This window comes from Streptomyces sp. NPDC002795 (assembly GCF_042888725.1).
In the GTDB taxonomy this organism is placed as follows: Bacteria; Actinomycetota; Actinomycetes; order Streptomycetales; family Streptomycetaceae; genus Streptomyces.
In genome coordinates this window covers 773514-791390 of the sequence record NZ_JBIAQB010000002.1, presented here as the reverse complement: position 1 = coordinate 791390, position 17877 = coordinate 773514, and the positions used below count along the sequence as shown (strand labels likewise).

Annotated in this window: 16 protein-coding genes; 9 read left to right on the top strand and 7 right to left on the bottom strand. The window is 71.2% G+C overall.

Annotated features, from left to right (window positions below):
* Window positions 1–7 precede the first annotated feature (7 nt).
* Window positions 8–538, top strand: a complete 531-nt coding sequence (locus ACFYWS_RS08270) for a DinB family protein (protein WP_389271137.1) — start codon at window positions 8–10, stop codon at window positions 536–538.
* A 317-nt stretch (window positions 539–855) separates the two neighbouring features.
* On the opposite strand, the gene ACFYWS_RS08265 is transcribed toward ACFYWS_RS08270, so the two are convergent.
* The 3 genes from ACFYWS_RS08265 to ACFYWS_RS08255 form a co-directional block, all read right to left on the bottom strand.
* Window positions 856–2427: a transporter gene (locus tag ACFYWS_RS08265; protein WP_389271134.1), complete on the bottom strand. Its 1572-nt coding sequence runs from the start codon at window positions 2425–2427 to the stop codon at window positions 856–858.
* Entirely contained in the window at window positions 2424–3311 is an 888-nt protein-coding gene (locus ACFYWS_RS08260) for an ABC transporter ATP-binding protein (protein ID WP_389271131.1), read from the bottom strand. Before ACFYWS_RS08260 ends, ACFYWS_RS08265 begins: the two co-directional genes overlap by 4 nt.
* A gap of 77 nt (window positions 3312–3388) precedes the next feature.
* Entirely contained in the window at window positions 3389–4075 is a 687-nt protein-coding gene (locus tag ACFYWS_RS08255) for a bifunctional DNA primase/polymerase (protein WP_389271128.1), read from the bottom strand.
* A 302-nt stretch (window positions 4076–4377) separates the two neighbouring features.
* On the opposite strand from ACFYWS_RS08255, the gene ACFYWS_RS08250 reads away from it, so the two are divergent.
* Together ACFYWS_RS08250 and ACFYWS_RS08245 are read left to right on the top strand one after the other, a co-directional pair.
* Window positions 4378–5766: a transcriptional regulator gene (locus ACFYWS_RS08250; protein ID WP_389271125.1), complete on the top strand. Its 1389-nt coding sequence runs from the start codon at window positions 4378–4380 to the stop codon at window positions 5764–5766.
* 145 nt (window positions 5767–5911) lie between these two features.
* On the top strand, window positions 5912–7447 hold the full coding sequence (locus ACFYWS_RS08245; RefSeq protein ID WP_389271122.1) for a hypothetical protein: 1536 nt from the start codon (window positions 5912–5914) through the stop codon (window positions 7445–7447).
* Window positions 7448–7483: 36 nt separating this feature from the next.
* Here ACFYWS_RS08245 and ACFYWS_RS08240 read toward each other — a convergent pair whose 3' ends face one another.
* Window positions 7484–8767, bottom strand: coding sequence for an ABC transporter substrate-binding protein (locus ACFYWS_RS08240; protein ID WP_389271119.1), 1284 nt, complete (start codon window positions 8765–8767; stop codon window positions 7484–7486).
* Window positions 8768–8884: 117 nt separating this feature from the next.
* Between ACFYWS_RS08240 and ACFYWS_RS08235 the strand changes: the two genes are divergently transcribed.
* Both ACFYWS_RS08235 and purU read left to right on the top strand, forming a co-directional pair.
* Window positions 8885–9385 (top strand): hypothetical protein, encoded by a 501-nt coding sequence (locus ACFYWS_RS08235; protein WP_389271116.1) that lies wholly within the window; start codon window positions 8885–8887, stop codon window positions 9383–9385.
* A gap of 46 nt (window positions 9386–9431) precedes the next feature.
* Window positions 9432–10304 (top strand): formyltetrahydrofolate deformylase, encoded by an 873-nt coding sequence (purU, locus tag ACFYWS_RS08230; RefSeq protein WP_389271113.1) that lies wholly within the window; start codon window positions 9432–9434, stop codon window positions 10302–10304.
* 61 nt (window positions 10305–10365) lie between these two features.
* On the opposite strand, the gene ACFYWS_RS08225 is transcribed toward purU, so the two are convergent.
* On the bottom strand, window positions 10366–11628 hold the full coding sequence (locus tag ACFYWS_RS08225) for an MDMPI N domain containing protein (RefSeq protein WP_389271110.1): 1263 nt from the start codon (window positions 11626–11628) through the stop codon (window positions 10366–10368).
* Window positions 11625–12200, bottom strand: coding sequence for a sigma-70 family RNA polymerase sigma factor (locus ACFYWS_RS08220; protein WP_389271107.1), 576 nt, complete (start codon window positions 12198–12200; stop codon window positions 11625–11627). Before ACFYWS_RS08220 ends, ACFYWS_RS08225 begins: the two co-directional genes overlap by 4 nt.
* A gap of 299 nt (window positions 12201–12499) precedes the next feature.
* Between ACFYWS_RS08220 and ACFYWS_RS08215 the strand changes: the two genes are divergently transcribed.
* Window positions 12500–12874 (top strand): STAS domain-containing protein, encoded by a 375-nt coding sequence (locus ACFYWS_RS08215; protein WP_389271104.1) that lies wholly within the window; start codon window positions 12500–12502, stop codon window positions 12872–12874.
* Window positions 12875–12995: 121 nt separating this feature from the next.
* Window positions 12996–13493, top strand: a complete 498-nt coding sequence (locus tag ACFYWS_RS08210) for an EF-hand domain-containing protein (protein ID WP_389271799.1) — start codon at window positions 12996–12998, stop codon at window positions 13491–13493.
* Window positions 13494–13826: 333 nt separating this feature from the next.
* Here ACFYWS_RS08210 and ACFYWS_RS08205 read toward each other — a convergent pair whose 3' ends face one another.
* Window positions 13827–15383: a class I adenylate-forming enzyme family protein gene (locus ACFYWS_RS08205; RefSeq protein WP_389271101.1), complete on the bottom strand. Its 1557-nt coding sequence runs from the start codon at window positions 15381–15383 to the stop codon at window positions 13827–13829.
* Window positions 15384–15530: 147 nt separating this feature from the next.
* Here ACFYWS_RS08205 and ACFYWS_RS08200 point away from each other — a divergent pair, with 147 nt between their 5' ends.
* Both ACFYWS_RS08200 and ACFYWS_RS08195 read left to right on the top strand, forming a co-directional pair.
* Window positions 15531–16724 carry an amidohydrolase family protein gene (locus tag ACFYWS_RS08200; RefSeq protein WP_389271098.1) on the top strand — a complete coding sequence of 398 codons (1194 nt, stop codon included), beginning with the start codon at window positions 15531–15533 and terminating at the stop codon, window positions 16722–16724.
* Between the two features lie 3 nt (window positions 16725–16727).
* Window positions 16728–17876 (top strand): acyl-CoA dehydrogenase family protein, encoded by a 1149-nt coding sequence (locus ACFYWS_RS08195; protein WP_389271095.1) that lies wholly within the window; start codon window positions 16728–16730, stop codon window positions 17874–17876.
* Window position 17877 lies beyond the last annotated feature (1 nt).

Below are 17877 nucleotides of genomic sequence, written 5' to 3'. Positions count from 1 at the left end.
TGCACGCATGACGACACTGCCCGACGGCCGCCCCGTCCCACCCCCGGCCTCCGACGAACGCACCACCCTCGAAGGCTGGTTGGACTTCCACCGCGAGACGCTGGCCCTCAAGTGCGCGAACCTGACGGACACACAGGCACGCACGCGCGCGATCCCCTCGTCGGCACTCACCCTCCTCGGCCTGGTCCAACACCTGGCCGAGGTCGAACGCAACTGGTTCCAACGCGTCTTCGCGGGCGCCCCCACCACTCCACCGGTCCACGACACGGGGGGCCCGGACGCCTTCACCCTCACCGAGGACCGCACCCTGCCCGACGCCCTCGCCCAATGGCGCACCGAGGTCACCCGCGCCCGCGAACTCACCGCGACAGCCTCCCTCGACGCGACCGGCACCCTCTCCCCCCAGGAAGCCGCCTTCACCGGCGACCCCAAGGTCTCCCTCCGCTGGATCCTCACCCACATGATCGAGGAATACGCCCGCCACAACGGCCACGCGGACCTCCTCCGGGAGGCGATCGACGGGACGGCGGGGGCGTGACCCCCGGCCTCCTCAAGGTCGCGTAAAACCGGTTGAAGGGCGCGAGGGACCTTCCTACAGTGGGAGACACATCGAAGGGAGGTGGTTCGGCAGATGTATGAATCCCGGACGCGTGAGGTGACTGCGGGCTAGCGGCCCGACGTCGCATTTCGAATTCGGCGCCGGACCAGTGCGCGATACGTGCGCGCAGCCGGCCCAATCCCAAGCAGTCACCCGACCCGCGAGCCGCCGGTACGTCCGGCCGGCTTCCGACCGTCCTCAGGGGCGGGAGGAACCAGGCTCGCGGGTCGTCTGCGTTTTCCGGGCCCGCAGGGGCCTCAGCCCTTGCTCACCGCCAGCAGGATCTCCGGCAGGCGGTCCGCCGTGCGAGGGGCTGCAAGGTGGAGGCCGAGGAACGTCGCCGCCGCTCCGTAGGCCGCGCCGATCGGGAGCAGGATCCACGTCCAGGACGCCGAGTCCGTCGCGTGCAGGGTGATGGTGAGGGCCAGGACCGGGGTGCACAGGAGGGCCGCCGCGACCATGCCGCCGAAGATGGAGATCCACGCCAGGCCCGCCTGGCCCGGTGCGACGTTCTTGTAGCCCTCCTGCGGGATCGAGTACGGGAAGCGCGCCGAGGTCCACGCGCCGGTGGCGAGCATCGCGCCGAGCAGGGCGTAGGACAGGCCGAGGACTTCGGGGAGGTCGGGCCAGGCGTCCAGCATCGCCGTCGTGATGACAGTGACGAGCGTGGCGTACGGGAGGGTTATCAGGAGCAGGGCGTACGCACGCGCGCGTAGTTCGGTGTAGGCGTCCTTCGGTGACGCGATCGTCATCGCCACCATCCAGAACGCCGACGTGTCCTGGCCGAACTGGTTGTACATCTGGATGCCGAGCATCCCGGAGGCGAAGCACGCGAAGTAGACGGTGCCGGTGCCCTGGAGGGCGTTGAAGACGGGGACGATCAGGCCGATCGCCAGGGATGTCACCCAGGCCGCTTTGGTTTTCGGGTCGCGCCATACGTAGCGGAGGCTGCGTTCCATGACCGTGCCGGTGCGGCCCTCCGGGAGCAGCCGGGGACCCGTGCGCGTGCGGCGGCGGCCGGGGCTCGCCGCCTCGATCGTGGAGCCGTCCGGCGCGGTCATCAGGCGGGTCAGGGCGCGGCGCCACAGGGTCAGGAGTGCCAGGAGCGCCGCTGCGCACAGGGCGAGTTGGGCCAGTGCCGTGCCGTACGACGCCTTGCTCGTCGCGTCGACCGCCGCGATCGCCGACGCCGGGGGGATCCAGCCCAGGACCTTCGCCACCGGGTCGAGCGCGTCGACCCCGCCGGCCGCGCCGAGCCGCTGCACCCCGAAGTTGACCAGCTGTGCGCCGACGGCGATGACGAGCCCGCTCAGGACGGCGAGGTCGCGGCCCTTGCGGCTGGTGAGCAGGCGGATGTTGGCGGCTGCCACGGTGCGGGCGAGGGCGACGCAGGTGAGGACGGTGAGGGGGATCGCCAGCACCGCGACGACTGCTGCGGCTGCTCCGTGCGCCACCGCGTACGCCGCGCCGAACGCGAGGCACAGCGTGAAGAGCGGGCCGATGCCGACCAGGGATGCCGCGAGGAGGCCGCGGACGAGTGGGTCGGGGCGCAGCGGGAGCATCGCGAGGCGGGTGGGGTCGAGGGTCTCGTCGCCGCTGGGGAAGAAGAGCGGGAGGAATGCCCAGCCGAGGGCGAGGAGGGTGGTGAGGGGGATGCCGATGGTTGCGGCGTGTGCGTTGCCGTGGAGGAGGATCAGGCCGAGGAGTTGGATCGCGGCGAGGAGCGTGGCCGCGAGGAGGGAGGCGATGTAGGCGGCTCGGCGGCCGGGGGATTGGCGGAGGCCGTTGCGCAGTAGCGCGAGTTTTAGTTGGACGAGGGTGGTGGTCATGGGTGGGTCCGCTTGTTGCGCTGCGGCGGGGTTGACGCCTCGGGGCTCTGCCCCGGACCCCGCGCCTCAATCGCCGGCGGGGCTTGATTTGCCTGCGCCGGGTCCCGGGTGTTGCCCAGCCAGTCCAGAGTTCCCCCACTGTCCCGCCCCTGCGCCCCCACCAGTTCCAGGAACGCCTCCTGCAAGGACGCCGCCTCGCCCCGGACCTCCGCCAGCGGGCCCTGTGCCCGGATGCGGCCCGCTGCCATGACGGCGACCCAGTCGCAGAGCGACTCGACCAGTTCCATGACGTGGGAGGAGAAGACGACCGTCGCGCCGGAGCGTGTGTAGCGTTCCAGGACGCCGCGGATCGTCTGGGCCGAGACCGGGTCGACGCCCTCGAACGGTTCGTCGAGGAAGAGGACTTCGGGGTTGTGGAGGAGGGCCGCGGCGAGGCCGATCTTCTTGCGCATGCCGGTCGAGTAGTCGACGACGAGTTTGTTGCGGGCCCCGGCCAGGTCCAGTACGTCGAGGAGCTGGTCGGCGCGTTTGTCGACCTCCGTGCCGGGCAGTCCGCGCAATCGGCCGGTGTAGGCGAGGAGTTCGTGGCCGGAGAGGCGTTCGAAGAGGCGCAGGCCCTCGGGGAGGACGCCGATGCGTGCCTTGACCTCGGCGGGGTCGGCCCAGACGTCGTGGCCGGCGACGTACACGGTGCCCCGGTCGGGGCGGAGCAGGCCGGTGACCATGGAGAGGGTGGTGGTCTTGCCCGCTCCGTTCGGCCCGACGAGGCCGATGAACCGGCCTGCGGGCAGGGCGAGTTCGATGCCGGCCACGGCGGTCTGCTGCCCGAACGACTTCCATAGGTCGTGCACGCGTACGGCTGCGGTTTCCTCGGCCGAGGTCAACTGGGCCCGCCCTTCGTCGTCTTCGTCCGTCCGGGCACGATACGTCGGCCGGGGGCGGGCCACAGGGAGGCGCCGCGCTACCCGCGCCGGCCCTCGCGCCCGCACGCGTACGCCAGGGGGGAGATGAGTTCCTCCGCGTCCGGGAGCCAGCGGTTCGCGGCGGTTGGGCGGCAGGCCCATTGGGCGGCGCCCTGGTTGCCGAAGCGGGTCGGGGGAGCGGCGACGTAGCGGCCCTCGCCGAGCGTGAGCAGATCGAGGGAGGCCGGGGGCCAGCCCAGCTTCCGTACGAGGTCGGGGACCTTGGCGGCCGCGCCGGGCAGGACGAGGAACTGCATACGGCGGTCCGGGGTGCAGGTCACGGGGCCGAGGGTGAGTTCCATGCGCTCCATGCGGGCGAGGGCGAGGAACCCGGCGGTCTCCGGCACGTCGATCGCGTCGAAGGTGCGGCCCGTGGGGAGGAGGATCGACGCGTTCGGCTGCTTCGACCACAGGCGGCGGGCCGCGGTCGCGCTGCCGGTCGCCTGTGTCGCCCAGTCGGGGCGGGCGGGGTGCGCGCCGGGGGCGGGGCACTGGGGGGAGGCGCACGAGCAGCGCTGGACGCCGTCGCCGGTCTCCAGCCAGGTGCCCGGGAACACGTCCCAGTGCCGCTCCTCCGCGTAGCGGACGGCGGTGTCCAGGAGTGATTCGCCGCGCTGATGCGGGATCTGCCCGGCGGCGGTGACGGGTGAGCTGACGTCCGAGGTGCCTGCGATGGTCTCTTCCACGTCGTTCTCAACTCTCGCCGCCACGGAGGGTTACGGGCGCACGTACGGGCGGAGCGGGGGCATCGTTCCCGCATGTGGGGCGCATGGGTGCATGGGTGGGGGCGCGCGGGCGAGGAGGCCGCGGGTGGTGGGTAGTGCGGGGAGGTAACGAGAACGGCGACGCGGCGGGCCGGCGTCACACGGGCATGCGTTTGACACCCGTTTGTGGTGCATCTTCCGTTTCCGCGCAGGGCAGTGATGATCCAACGACCGGCTGTTGACCGGCAGTCGGACACCCGGACGGGCACAGCAGGGGGTACGTCATGGCCGCACGGCCTCTCGTAGCGCGACAGCCCAATGAACGGCTGCAGGCGCTCATCCAGGAAGCGGGCTGTTCGAACGCGGGGCTCGCGCGCCGGGTCAATCTGTGCGGTGCGGAGCACGGGCTCGATCTGCGCTACGACAAGACGTCCGTGGCGCGTTGGCTGCGTGGGCAGCAGCCGCGCGGCCGGGCGCCGGGGATCATCGCGGAGGCGCTGGGGCGCAAGCTGGGGCGCACGGTGACCATCGACGAGATCGGGATGGCCAACGGGAAGAACCTCGCCTCCGGTGTCGGGCTTCAGTTCTCGCCCACCGTGCTCGGCGCCATTGAGCAGGTGTGCGAGCTGTGGCGAAGTGACGTGGGGCGCAGGGACTTTCTCTCCGGTTCGTCCGTCGCGGCGTCGGCGCTCGTCGAGCCGAGCCGGGACTGGCTGATCTCCGTGCCGGACTCGCAGGTGGCGCGGGCGGCCGGGCCGCGGGTCGGGCCCTCGGACGTGGCGGCGGTGCGGGCGATGACGCAGGCGCTGACCGATCTGGACCATCAGTACGGGAGCGGGCACGTCCGCCCGGTGGTGGTGCACTACCTGAACAGTGTGGTGAGCGGGCTGCTCGCCGGTTCGTACCGGGAGGCGGTGGGGCGTGAACTGTTCTCCGCCGTCGCGCGGTTGACGGAGCTCGCCGGGTACATGGCGATCGACACCGGTCAGCCGGGGCTCGCCCAGCGGTACTACATCCAGGCGCTGCGGCTCGCCCAGGCGGCCGGTGACCGTGGCTACGGCGGGTACGTACTGGCCGCGTCCATGAGTCACCTGGCGGCGCAGCTCGGCAACCCGCGCGAGATCGCCCAGCTCGCCCGCGCGGCTCAGGAGGGGGCGCGCGGGCGTGTGACGCCGCGCGCTGAGGCGATGTTCCACGCCGCCGAAGCGCGCGGCCACGCACTTCTCGGGGACGCGAGGTCGGCGCAGTCCTCGTCCTCGCGCGCGGTCGCCGCCCTGGAACAGGCCGACGGGCGGACCGACTCCGGGGACGACCCGGTGTGGATCGCGCACTTCGACCACGCCTATCTGGCGGACGAACTGGCGCACTGCCACCGGGACTTGGGGCAGTCGAGGGAAGCGGCGCGGTGTGCGCAGGAGTCGTTGACCGGGCATCCGGAGTCGAGGGCCAGGCGCCGCGCGATCGGTCTCGTGCTGCTCGCGACGGCGCAGGTGCAGCAGCGTGAGGTGGAACAGGCCTGTCATACGGGACTTCGGGCCGTGGAGCTGCTCGGCACGCTGCGTTCGAACCGGGGTGCGGAGTATCTGGACGACTTCAGGGAGCGCCTCGATCCGTTCCGGGAGGAGCCCGTGGTGCGGGAGTTCGGGGCGCGCGTGGAGCTTCAGGCGGCGTGAGCTGTGTCATAACGGGCAAGCCGGCAGGCGGTTTTGTTAGTCGCGTCACTGGGGAGGTTTCCGGGGTTTGAGGTGCGTAGCACGGGCGTACGAAGACCCGGTAGCGTGAGCCGACGATTCGGACCCCCTACGTAGGAGTCTTACGGTGACGGAGCAGAGCGGGCAGAGCGGGCAGGGCGAACGCCCGCACCTTCCGCAGGCGCGGCAGACGCACGAAGGTGTCGTGCTGCCTGCCGACGGCGGTGAGCCCCTGTTGCCGGGCACGTACGGCGACCAGGCGGGTCCTGCGGGCGCGAGTCCGTGGGGGCAGCCCTGGGGGCCCGAGTCCCAGCAGGCGCACAATGCCGGGCCGATGCCGACCTACGACGGGTCCGTGCCTACGTACGAGTGGGGTCAGCCGCAGGGCTCCGCGCCCATGCCGCCGGCGCCGCCGCAGGACTTCGGGGCGCTGCCGCCCCAGTCGTACGGTGCCGCTCTTCCGCAGCAGCAGCCCGCGCAGGCGCTGCCGCAGCAGTACGCGGAGGCCGGCCCGCTGCCGCCCGCGGCCCCCGCTCCCGGTGCGTACGACGGGGACGCCACGCAGTACATACCCCCGGCGGCCCAGCAGACGGCCCAGCACGCGGCCGGTCCCGGGCTGCCGCCGGAGGCTCCGGCCCCGGACGCCACGCAGTTCCTGGGGCGCGCGCAGCCGATGCCCGACGCGGCGCCGCCCGGCTACGGCGGCTCCGCCGACAGCGAGGCCACGCAGTACATACCGCCGGTGCCCGGTCAGCGGATGCCGGGTCAGCCCATGCCGGGGCAGGCGATGCCCGCTCAGGATCAGGGCTACGGCCCACGTCCCGGAGCGCCCGGTGAGCGGCCGCCGCCGGCCGAGTTCGACGCCCTGTTCCGTACGGAGCCGGAGGGCGGTGCCGCACAGACGCAGCAGATGCCGCGCTTCGACCCGCACGCGGCGCAGGCCGGGCCCGGTGGGCCGGGGGCGCCGGGCATGACGCCGCCCCCGCAGCAGTACGGGTACCAGCCCGAGCCGCCGCGCGGCGGCAAGAGCCGCACCGGTTCCAAGGTGCCGCTGATCGCCGCGATCGGCGTGGCCATTCTCGTCGTGGGTGTCGGCGCGGGCGCCATGCTCAGTGGCGGGGACGACGACAAGAAGACGGACGCGACGAAGAACGTGTCGGACTCGGCGCCCGCGTCCGAGTCGCCCTCGCCGTCCGTGGACCCGGCCAAGGAGCAGGCGGTCGAGCTCGACAAGCTGCTCGGCGACTCCAACAACAGCCGCTCCGCCGTGGTGCGTTCGGTCGCGAACATCGGCGGCTGCAAGGCGCTGCCGCAGGCCTCGAAGGACCTGAGCAGTGCCGCGACGCAGCGCAATGACCTGGTGACGCGGCTCGGCACGCTGTCCGTGGACAAGCTGCCCGAGCACGCCCGCCTCACCGCCGCGCTCACCAGCGCCTGGAAGGCCTCCGCGTCGGCGGACGCCCACTACGCGAAGTGGGGCGACCAGGTCGCCGCGAAGAAGCGCGCGCTGTGCAAGAAGGGCCATGCCAAGGCGACGCCCGAGCGCAGGGCGGGTGACGCGGCGAGCGGAACGGCGTCCAAGCAGAAGCAGCTGGCCTCGAAGCTGTGGAACCAGATCGCGAGCAAGTACGGGCTGACCCAGCGCTCGGCCGTCCAGCTCTGACGACTTCTTTCTGACGACTTCTTTAGAAGGCAGCGATCAGGAAATCCCGGCGAGCGTGCCCGTCACGTCCACCGAGGACTTCCTGGTCGCTTTGAGCCGCCCGGAGACGACCTGCTGGAAGGTCACCCGCGCGTTGACCAGGCGCGGGAAGTCGCCGACCGGGGACATGTGGCCGTAGCCCCAGCGCAGCGGCGGTGTGAGCCCGCCCGTCGTGACCTTGAGGTCGTCGTCGAGCGCGGTGCGTACGGTGCGCGAGGTCACCGCGCCGTCGCCGACCGACTCGATGACCTGACGCAGCACCTCGTACGCGATCCAGGTGGTCTGCACACCCGCGTCCGCCGGGTCGATCCGGTTGTCGCCGAAGGCCTGCTCGTTGATCGCCCGCTTCATGGGGCCCCAGCGCGCGTCGCCCGACGCCGGGTACCAGCTGGTGACGTACGCCCCTTCGTACGGGCTGTCCGGGCCGCCGGTGCGGTCGACGACGGTCTGGTCGACGCTGCCGAGGACGGTCGCGGTGCGCACCGAGGGGTAGTCCTCGCGCAGTCGCCGGAACGAGTCGAAGAACGTGTTCGTACGCTCCCCGAGCACCGCCGCGACGCAGCCCTCGCCCTGCGGCGCCCCGCTCGCGGTGTCGAGGGCGCGGCGGGCCTGGTCGGCGTAGTCGGTGGCGTCGTCGTCGGCGAGCATGTCGACGGCGGCGGGGCGGTCGCGCAGCGAGAGACCGGAGTTGAGCAGAGGCGCGAGCTGGTCGCCCGCGATGGAGTCGGGGCGGATCAGGACGGTGCGGGCGCAAGGCCCGGACAGCTGGCGCCCGTTGCCGGCGAGGAGGGCGGCCTGGCCGCCGTTGACCGGGTACGACAGCGGGCTGGTGAACTCCGCCTCGGTGGCGCCGTAGCCCCCGATGTAGGGGATGCCCGCGGACTCCAGCGGGGGCAGGAAGGCGTTCGAGTGCTGGCTGTACGAGCCGACGACCGCCACGGCGTCGTGTTCGACGGCGGAGCGGGCGCACCTGGCGGCGTCCACGCTGTCGTTGTGGTCGTTGCAGGTGAGGACCTTCAGCGGCCGACCGCCGATGCCGCCGTGGGCGTTGATCCAGCGGGCGTAGGCCCGCGCCATGGCGGGCATTCCGGGCATGTTCGTCGCTTTGGTCTTCTCGGGTGCCCAGGTCATGACGGTCACCGGCTGTTCCTCCGCGCCCTTGGCGTCGCCGGGGACGAGCCCGCACCCGGCGACCAGGGCGGCGCTCAGGAGCACGGCCGCGGTGCGTATGTGGCTCAGGGGAGTGGTGCGGTCACGGGTGCTGGGGCGACTGCCGGTCATGTGCCCGCACGATTCCGCCGTGCCGCCAACGGTCGAGTGACCCGTGGTCAACGCGTGGTGACGATGAGGTGAATTGCGGGGGTCGTGCGGGGCTCAGGGGGTCGGGACGTACGATCGATGACCGTGCAAACCTCGGACAACTCTTCCCGTCGTGGCCGTCGCTCAACGAAGATGGGCGGCATGCCACTCAACGACATGCCGTGGTGGCGCTGGCGCAGCAACGTGCGTTCCGCGCTGCACATGCTCTCCGACCCGGCGTTCCAGCGGGACGTCTGGCAGGCAGGCGTGGACGGATACGGAGACGTCACCGACGCCGTGTACCGCCTCGTCGAGGACACCTGGCTGGACAACTGGTCCGCCGAGAAGTACGTGGGGACGATCTTCCGGGACTCGCAGGAGGGCGCGCTCGTCGACGCCGCCGTGCTGCGGGTGCTGCGGATCATGCACCAGGTGGGCCCCGACGCCCCGGTCGCCGCGTATCTGAACCACGAGGGCTGGCCGGACGCGGTCCGCGCGGCCCGCGACGCCCATGTGAGGCTCGCCACGAGCGACGCCGACGATCCGGATGCGGTGCCGCAGACGCTTGAGGTGCTGCACATCATGACGAGGGCGGCGTAGCCGGACAGCTCGCTGGGAGGGGCCGGGGGTGTGGGACCCTTGGCGCATGAACGCGCAGTCCGCACCTGGCCCCGAGCAGTACGTCCTCACCCTCTCCTGCCCCGACAAGCAGGGCATCGTGCACGCCGTGTCGAGCTACCTCTTCATGACCGGCTGCAACATCGAGGACAGCCAGCAGTTCGGTGACCACGACACAGGACTGTTCTTCATGCGCGTCCACTTCAGCGCGGACGCCCCCGTGACCGTGGAGAAGCTGCGCGCCAGCTTCGCCGCGATCGGCGACTCGTTCCAGATGGACTGGCAGATCCACCGGGCCTCGGACCGGATGAAGGTCGTCCTGATGGTCAGCAAGTTCGGGCACTGCCTGAACGATCTCCTCTTCCGGGCGCGGATCGGGGCGCTGCCCGTCGACATCGCCGCGGTGGTCTCCAACCACACGGACTTCCGCGAGCTCGTCGCCTCGTACGACATCCCCTTCCACCACATCCCGGTGACGAAGGAGACGAAGGCGCAGGCCGAGCAGCAGGTGCTCGATCTGGTGCGGGACGAGGGCATCGAGCTGGTCGTGCTCGCGCGCTATATGCAGGTGCTCTCGGACGACCTGTGCAAGGCGCTCAGCGGGCGGATCATCAACATCCACCACTCGTTCCTGCCGAGCTTCAAGGGCGCGAAGCCGTACCACCAGGCGCATGCGCGGGGCGTGAAGCTGATCGGGGCGACCGCGCACTACGTGACCGCCGACCTCGACGAGGGGCCGATCATCGAGCAGGAGGTCGAGCGGGTCGGGCACGAGGTCACGCCTGACCAGTTGGTGGCGGTGGGGCGGGATGTCGAGTGCCAGGCGCTGGCGCGGGCCGTGAAGTGGCATGCGGAGCGCAGGATTCTTTTGAACGGTCGGCGGACGGTCGTCTTCGCCTGATTGAGCCCCCGCGCCTCAATCGCCGGCGGGGCTTGATTGGCCGAACCGGGGCTTGATGGGCCTACAAGCGGCTCAGGCCCGCCGTTGCTGAGAGGACGTCCTGGATGGCCTCGCGGTCGCCGACCTGGCCGGCCGCCGCTTCCTCCGGGAGGACGTGGCCCGCGGCGAGGCGGCAGAATTCGACGCCGTCCAGGGCGACATGGGCCACTTCCCGCTCGTCGGAACCGACCGCCGCGGGGGAGTCGAGGGCGATCAGCCACTCGCCGCCGCCCGCTCCCTCGACCTCGAGGCGCAGACTGCGGCCGGGGCGTCCCGCGCCGACGAGTTCTCTGGCGGGGGCCGCGAGGCCGTGCCGGCGGCGCGCGGCCAGGGAGCCGGGGAGCAGCCGGGCGGCGAGGTCGATCATCCGGTTGAGGTGGCGCGGGGGCGGGGCCTCGTACGGGTAGTCGACCGCGTCCGCGATGTCACCGGCGTGGATCCAGCACTCGAAGGCCCGGTCGATCATCGCGTCGCGCAGCGCGAGCTCGAAATTGCCGTACGAGACCGGGAGTTGACCGGAGCCTCCGGCGCCGCCCTGGTCCGAGCCCGCGAAGGACACCGTGCGGATGACGGAGTGCGACTGCTCGCGCCAGGGCGCCCGTACCGCGCGCGTGGGCGGGAAGTAGGACGCCTGCCAGTACGCCTTCGTGCGCGCGGTGGGGTCGAGGAGCGACGGCGCCGGGTCCTCCAGGCCGAGGGCGCGGGCGACCAGGCCGTCGACGCTGGTGAGGTGGGCGATCACCCCGGCCACCGTGGTCTTCTTGCCGACCTGCTCCGCGCCCTCGTACCAGCGCAGCCGCACCGGCGCGTGCCATTCGCCGTCGCCGATGTCCTGGAGCAGCGCGTCGAGCCGGGCGGTCTCCGAGTCGTACGGGGTGGCCCAGCCGGGGACGGGGATGCGGGCGGGGCGGCGGGTGAGGCAGCCCTCCAGGACGCGGGAGCGCAGCAACGGGTCGAGGTCGAGGCTCTCCTCGGCGTGCAGCAGGCCGACGGCGTCGCGCAGCCGCAGTGCCTCTTCGGCGCAGGCGCCGCACTCGCCCAGGTGGATCTCGACGGCGGCCGCTTCCTCGGGGGCGCAGGCGGCGAGCGCCCAGGCGCCGAGCAGTGACTTGAGGACGTGGTGCTCCAGGACGGCCGGTTCGGCCGCCGTCACGTCGGGCAGCGGGCGGCCGGTGTCCTCGACGGAGGAGCGGGGTGTCGGTATCCAGGGCCGGTCCGCCGGTCCCGTGCCGTCGGGTTCCTCCTCGTAGGGGTCGAACCGGTCCGGTCCGTTCGCCGCGCTCACGCCGGCCTCCCGTAGCTGCGGCCGGGAGGTGTGCCCGCGTTGTGGGCCGTCGACAGGAGTTGCAGGCCGAGGCGGAGCCTGCGGCGGGCCTCGTCCTCGGTGACGCCGAGGTCGGCGGCGGTCTGGCGGTAGTCACGGCGCTGGAAGTAGGCGAGGTTGAGCGCGTCGCGCAGTGGGGCGGGCATCGACGTCACGATGTAGTCGGCGCGGGCCGCTGCGGAGGCGTGACGCACCTTGCGCTCCAGGTCCTCGGTGGTGCCGAGCCCGGTGCGCACGAGGGCGGCGGACTCGGTCTGGCGCAGGCGCTGCACCGCGTGCCGGTGGGTGAGGGTGGCGATGAAGGAGCGCAGCGGGCCCTGCTTGGGGTCGTAGGACTCCGGATTCTCCCAGATCTGTGTGAACACGTCACGGGTGATCTGGTCGGCCGCCGTCTCGTCGTCGAGGACGCGGTGTGCCAGGCCGTGCACCAGCGAGGCGAACCGGTCGTAGAGCTCGCCGAGCGCCGCCGCCTCCCCGTGGGCCAGGCGCTGCTGCATCCTGCGGTCCCAGCGGGACGGGGTGTCCTTGGGCATGGGGCCCCCTCACCGACTGCCCGAACTACTTTGCCTAGTACTCGAATGTAACCGTCGGCGCCGACAGCGCACGCCCCTTTGCCGCATTGTGCGCCCCTGGAGAGCAGCGGATGATAAAGACCAATCGCGCCGTGGAACCCCATGAGCGATTCGCTTCACAGGTGACCGGCCAGGGCTTAACCAGGTCATATGTGATAGGTCTGCGGGAGTGTTTCATCCCCGTGCGGCAGGGCAGCCGCGCAGAAGAAACGTAGGGACGGATTCCGAATCGTCATATTCCCGAGCGAGAGGCGTGGCGCGTGACGCTCAAGGTGACCGAGTCAGGGCAGGGCGACTGGGCCGTCGTGTGCGCGTCGGGAGAGATGGACCTCGTGACGTCCCCGGCGCTGCGTCAGCAGGTGCACGAGGCGGTGGCCGACGGCCGCCGCAGCGTCGTGCTCGACCTCTCCGACGTGCTGTTCTGTGATTCGAGCGGCGTCGGCGTGCTGATCGCGGCACGCCGTCTGATGCGCTCCTGCCAGGGCCGCCTGCGCCTGATCCTGCCGGCTCAGGGCGCGGTCGACGGCTCCCACGTGAACCGCGTGCTCGGCGCCCTCGGTGTCCGCCGCCTCTTCGATGTCTACCCGGATGTCGCCTCGGCGGTGGACGAGGACGCGGCGCCGATGTCGGCGTAACGGCTTGTACCGGATTCTCACCGGCCTTGACACAAATCGTCGCAGTTCGGGGCGTGCGCGCACGGGACCGTCGTACGCTCCGTTGCGTAAGACCCATCGACCCGAGAGGCGGCCCATGAGCATGGACGAGCGGAGGATCGCGGCCCGGTTCGCCGGCTTCGACCAGGACGGCAACGGATACATCGACCGCGAGGACTTCTACGTCGCCGCGAAGGCGCTGCTCGCCGAGTTCGGGGTGACCGCGCGGTGTGATCGGGGGCAGTCGCTGTTCGCCGGGGCCGAGGCGTTCTGGCAGGGCATGGCCGGGATCGCGGATGTCGACGGGGACCAGAGGGTGACCCGCGAGGAGTTCGTGACCGGGGCCGTGAAGCGGCTGCGGGACAATCCGGACCGGTTTGCCGAGATCGCCCGGCCGTTTCTGCGGGGGGCTCTCGCGGTGGCCGGGGCGGAGGGGGACGGGATCGCGGCGGATACCGCGCTGCGGGTGCTTGGGGCGTTCGGGGTTGAGGCGGATGTGGCGCGGGCGGCGGTTGAGGCGTTGGAGGCGGGGGGCTCCGGCCGGGTCTCGGAGGATGTGGTCGTCCGGGCTTTCGCTCGGTACTTCACCGTCCCGGAATAGCCGCACCGGCGTTGCGGTCCCGGGGCTCCGCCCCGGACCCCGCGCCTCAATCGTCGGCGGGGCTTCGAATGTCCCCGGTCCCGGAGCAGGTCCACCGGCGTTGCGGTTTCGGGGCGCTGCCCCGGACCCCGCTGCTCAATCGCCGCAGGGGCTTGATTGGCCCGGGGGCGCTGCCTCGGGGCCCCGCGCCTCAATCGCCGGCGGGGCTTCGAATGCCCCCGGTCCCGGAGCAGGCCCACCGGCGTTGCGGTCTCGGGGCGCTGCCCGGACCCCGCTCTCAATCGCCGCAGGGGCTTGATTGGTCCGGGCGGGGCTGACTCGGGGCCCCGGGCCTCAATCGCCGGCGGGGGTTGGTGTGGTTCCGTTGAAGCGGTCCCGGAGTTTGTACTTCAGTACCTTGCGCAGCGTCTCGTTGCGTGGGAGGGCGTCCACCGTCTCCAGTTGTTCGGGCAGTTTGAACGTGGAGAGGCTCTGGTCGCGCAGGTATGCGGTGAGTTCGGGGAGGGTCAACGGGGGCTGTCCCGGGCGCAGTTCGAGTACCGCGCACACCCGTTCCCCGCGTTCCGTGTCGGGGAGGCCGATCACTGCCGCGTCCTGGACGGCGGGGTGTTCGTGCAGCAGGTCCTCGATCTCCTTGGCGGAGATGTTCTCGCCCTTGCGGATGATGACGTCCTTGGCGCGGCCGGTGAGGACCAGGTGGCCCTCGGGCAGCAGATGGCCCAGGTCGCCGGTGATCAGGAAGCCGTCCTCGTCGAAGGCGCCCGCGCTCTGGCGCGGGTCGAGGTAGCCCTGGCAGACAGCCTCGCCGCGCAGCCGTACGTCGCCGTCGACGCCGGGCGGCACCTGCTTGCCGCCGGCGTCGACGACGCGGATCTCCATGCCCTCGGGCGGGCGGCCCTCCGTCGTCGCCAGGTTCTCCGCGGTGTCGTCCGGCGCCCCCATCGTGATCATCGGGACTTCCGTCATGCCGTATCCGTGGGTGAGTTGGACGTCCATCTCGCGGACGACCGAGTGGTAGACCTCCGGCGGCTTCGGGGCCCCGCCGCCCGCCAGCAGGCGCAGCGTGGGGATGAGTTTCTCGTCCGGCTGCTTGCGTTGTTCGGTCAGGAACATCGAGTAGAAGGCCGTGGAGCCGCCCGCGACCGTCACTCCGTGCCTGCGGTACTCGTCCAGTGAGTCCGGCATCGCGAAGTGCTCGAACATCGCCGCCGGGAAGCCGTACAGGAGCAGCATCACGGTGTAGTCGGGGCCCGCTATGTGCGCGAACGGGAACGCCATCGAGCCGACGTCGGAGGCGGACAGGTGCAGCGCGTGGGCGAGGCAGGAGCCGCCCGCGATGAGGGAGCGGTCCGTGTGCAGCACGCCCTTGGGGTCGGACGTCGTGCCCGAGGTCCAGTAGATCCAGCGGACGTCCGTGCCGGAGGCGGGTGGCGGGGGAAGGACTGCCGGGTCGCCCTCCGGCAGGTTCTCGTACGCCTCGAAGATGCCGCGCGCGCCGAGCCGCCGGGCCATGTCGGTGTGGTCGAAGCCGCGCCAGACGCCCGGTGTCGCGAAGAATTCGGCCTTCGACTCCCGTAGCGCGAAGCCGACTTCGCGGTCCCGGTAGAAGGGGATGACCGGCGACTGCACCGCTCCGATGCGGGCGAGCGCGAAGGAGAGCAGGGCCGTCTCGATGCGGGTGGGGAGCTGCCAGGCGACCACGGTGCCGGGGCGGATGCCCAGGTCGTACAGACCGGCCGCCACGCGCTCTCCGCGGTCGCGCAACTCACCGAAGGTCAGGGTGCGGTCGTCCTGGAGCAGCACCGGGTGGTCGGGGGTGAGTTCGGCGCGGCGCTCGACCAGGTCCCAGAGCGTGCGGGAGGCGCCCAGGGCGTGTGCGGTGTCGGTCATCTCTGTACCCCTTCACGGCCGGTGCCGTTACCTGACGGGTTGTCAGATCTGGCTGAGAGCGTAAGTCCGCGCTCCTTGTCGGTCCAGAGGTGCGGGGCTAGCCTGCTATCTGACGGGTCATCAGATACGGCGAGGGGCTGAACACTCATGACGGAACTGCCGCGCATCGTCAGCGTCGACGACCATGTGATCGAACCGCCTCATCTCTTCGAGACCTGGCTGCCGGCCAAGTACCGGGACAAGGGGCCGAAGCCGCTGACCGCGGGAATCGGCGAACTCGCCTACGTGGCGGGCAAGTACCAGATCACGATGGATCCGGCGGGGCCGCCCACCGACTGGTGGATCTACGAGGACCTCAAGTTCCCGTACAAGCGCAATATCGCGGCCGTCGGCTTCGACCGCGACGACATGACCCTGGAAGGGATCACGCGGGCCGAGATGCGGCGCGGGTGCTGGGATCCGAAGGCGCGGCTCGCCGACATGGATCTCAACCACGTAGAGGCGTCCCTCTGCTTCCCGACCTTCCCCCGCTTCTGCGGTCAGACCTTCGCTGAGGCGCACGACAAGGAGGTCGCGCTCGCCTGCGTGCGCGCCTACAACGACTGGATGGTCGAGGAGTGGTGCGGCGACAGCGGCGGCCGGCTGATCCCGCTGTGCATCATCCCGCTCTGGGACATCGAGCTCGCCGTCGCCGAGATCCGGCGCAATGCCGCGCGGGGCGTCAAGGCCGTGACGTTCTCCGAGATCCCCACCCACCTGGGGCTTCCGTCCATCCACTCCGGCTACTGGGACCCGTTCTTCGCCGTGTGCCAGGAGACCGGGACGGTCGTCAACATGCACATCGGCTCCAGCTCGCAGATGCCGGCCGCCTCCCCCGACGCGCCGCCCGCCGTCCAGGCCTCGCTCAGCTTCAACAACGCGATGGCCTCGATGATGGACTTCCTGTTCAGTGGCGTGCTCGTCAAGTTCCCGAGCCTCAAACTCGCCTACAGCGAGGGGCAGATGGGCTGGATCCCGTACGCCCTGGAGCGCGCCGACGACGTGTGGGAGGAGCACCGCGCGTGGGGCGGCGTCCGGGACCTGATCCCCGAGCCCCCGTCCTCGTACTACTACCGGCAGATCTTCTGCTGCTTCTTCCGCGACAAGCACGGGGTGGCGTCCCTCGACACCGTCGGCCGGGACAACGCGACGTTCGAGACGGACTATCCGCACGTCGACTCGACCTTCCCGAACACCAAGGAGGTCGCGCTCGATCACGTGAAGGGCCTCGACGACGAGACGATCTACAAGCTGATGCGCGGCAACGCGATCCGCATGCTCGATCTCGACCTGGACCGGTAGCCCGTGGACCTCACGTACACGGACGAGGAAGAGGGGTTCCGGGCGCGGCTCCGGGAGTGGCTGGGCGGCGTGCTGCCCACGCTGCCGCCGAAGCCGTCGCCCGACGACTGGCCGGGCAGACGCGCGTACGACATGGGCTGGCAGCGGCGTCTGTACGACGCCGGGTACGGGGACGTGCACTGGGACGCCTCGCCTACGAAGAGGCTCATCTTCCTGGAGGAGACGGAACGGGCGGGCGCACCCTACGTAGGCGCGAATTTCGTCGGGCTGCTGCACGCGGGGCCGACGATCGCCGCCGAAGGCAGCGCCGGGCAGCGGGACCGCTGGCTCGCGCCGATCCTCAGCGGCGACGAGGTGTGGTGCCAGGGGTTCAGCGAACCGGACGCCGGGTCCGACCTGGCGGCGCTGCGTACGAAGGCGCGGCGCGAGGGCGATGAGTACGTGATCAGCGGCTCGAAGATCTGGACCTCGCACGCCGAGGTCGCCGACTGGTGCGAACTGCTCGTGCGCACCGACCCGTCGGCTCCCAAGCACCGCGGCATCTCCTGGCTCGCCATGCCGATGGACGCGCCCGGCATCACGGTGCGGCCGCTGCGCACGCTCGCCGGGTCGACCGAGTTCGCCGAGATGTTCCTCGACGATGTGCGGGTGCCGGTAGGCAACCGGGTCGGCGAGGAGAACGACGGCTGGCGCGTGACCATGGTGACCCTGTCCTTCGAACGCGGCACCGCGTTCGTCGGCGAGGTCGTCGCCTGCCGCCGGGTCCTCGGTGAACTCGCCGCCCACGCGAAGAAGACCGGCCGCTGGGACGACGCCGTGCTGCGCCGCGAACTCGCCCTGCTGTCGGCCGAGTTCGGCGCGCTGTGGCGGCTCACCCAGTGGAACGTGAGCGAGGCACAGGCGACCGGCGGCGTGCCGGGCGTGGGCGGGTCCGTGTTCAAGCTGCGGTACTCGCACGCCCGGCAGCGTCTCTACGAGGCCGCGGCCCGGGTCCTCGGCGGCGCGGGCGCCCTCGACACCGACCAGGAGTGGACGCTCGACCGGCTCTCCTCGCTGTCGTACACGATCGCCGCGGGCACCTCGCAGATCCAGCGCAACATCGTCGCCGAGCGGATCCTCGGACTGCCCAAGTCGTCACAGGGGGGACGGTAGG

What these genes read in the sequence shown, in the direction of transcription:
- ACFYWS_RS08250 (WP_389271125.1), top strand. Translation starts at nt 4,378, where the DNA reads ATGGCCGCACGGCCTCTCGTAGCGCGACAGCCCAATGAACGGCTGCAG.
- purU (WP_389271113.1), top strand. Translation starts at nt 9,432, where the DNA reads ATGAACGCGCAGTCCGCACCTGGCCCCGAGCAGTACGTCCTCACCCTC.
- ACFYWS_RS08220 (WP_389271107.1), bottom strand. Translation starts at nt 12,200, where the DNA reads ATGCCCAAGGACACCCCGTCCCGCTGGGACCGCAGGATGCAGCAGCGC.
- ACFYWS_RS08235 (WP_389271116.1), top strand. Translation starts at nt 8,885, where the DNA reads ATGACCGTGCAAACCTCGGACAACTCTTCCCGTCGTGGCCGTCGCTCA.
- ACFYWS_RS08210 (WP_389271799.1), top strand. Translation starts at nt 12,996, where the DNA reads ATGGACGAGCGGAGGATCGCGGCCCGGTTCGCCGGCTTCGACCAGGAC.
- ACFYWS_RS08205 (WP_389271101.1), bottom strand. Translation starts at nt 15,383, where the DNA reads ATGACCGACACCGCACACGCCCTGGGCGCCTCCCGCACGCTCTGGGAC.
- ACFYWS_RS08265 (WP_389271134.1), bottom strand. Translation starts at nt 2,427, where the DNA reads ATGACCACCACCCTCGTCCAACTAAAACTCGCGCTACTGCGCAACGGC.
- ACFYWS_RS08270 (WP_389271137.1), top strand. Translation starts at nt 8, where the DNA reads ATGACGACACTGCCCGACGGCCGCCCCGTCCCACCCCCGGCCTCCGAC.
- ACFYWS_RS08200 (WP_389271098.1), top strand. Translation starts at nt 15,531, where the DNA reads ATGACGGAACTGCCGCGCATCGTCAGCGTCGACGACCATGTGATCGAA.
- ACFYWS_RS08240 (WP_389271119.1), bottom strand. Translation starts at nt 8,767, where the DNA reads ATGACCGGCAGTCGCCCCAGCACCCGTGACCGCACCACTCCCCTGAGC.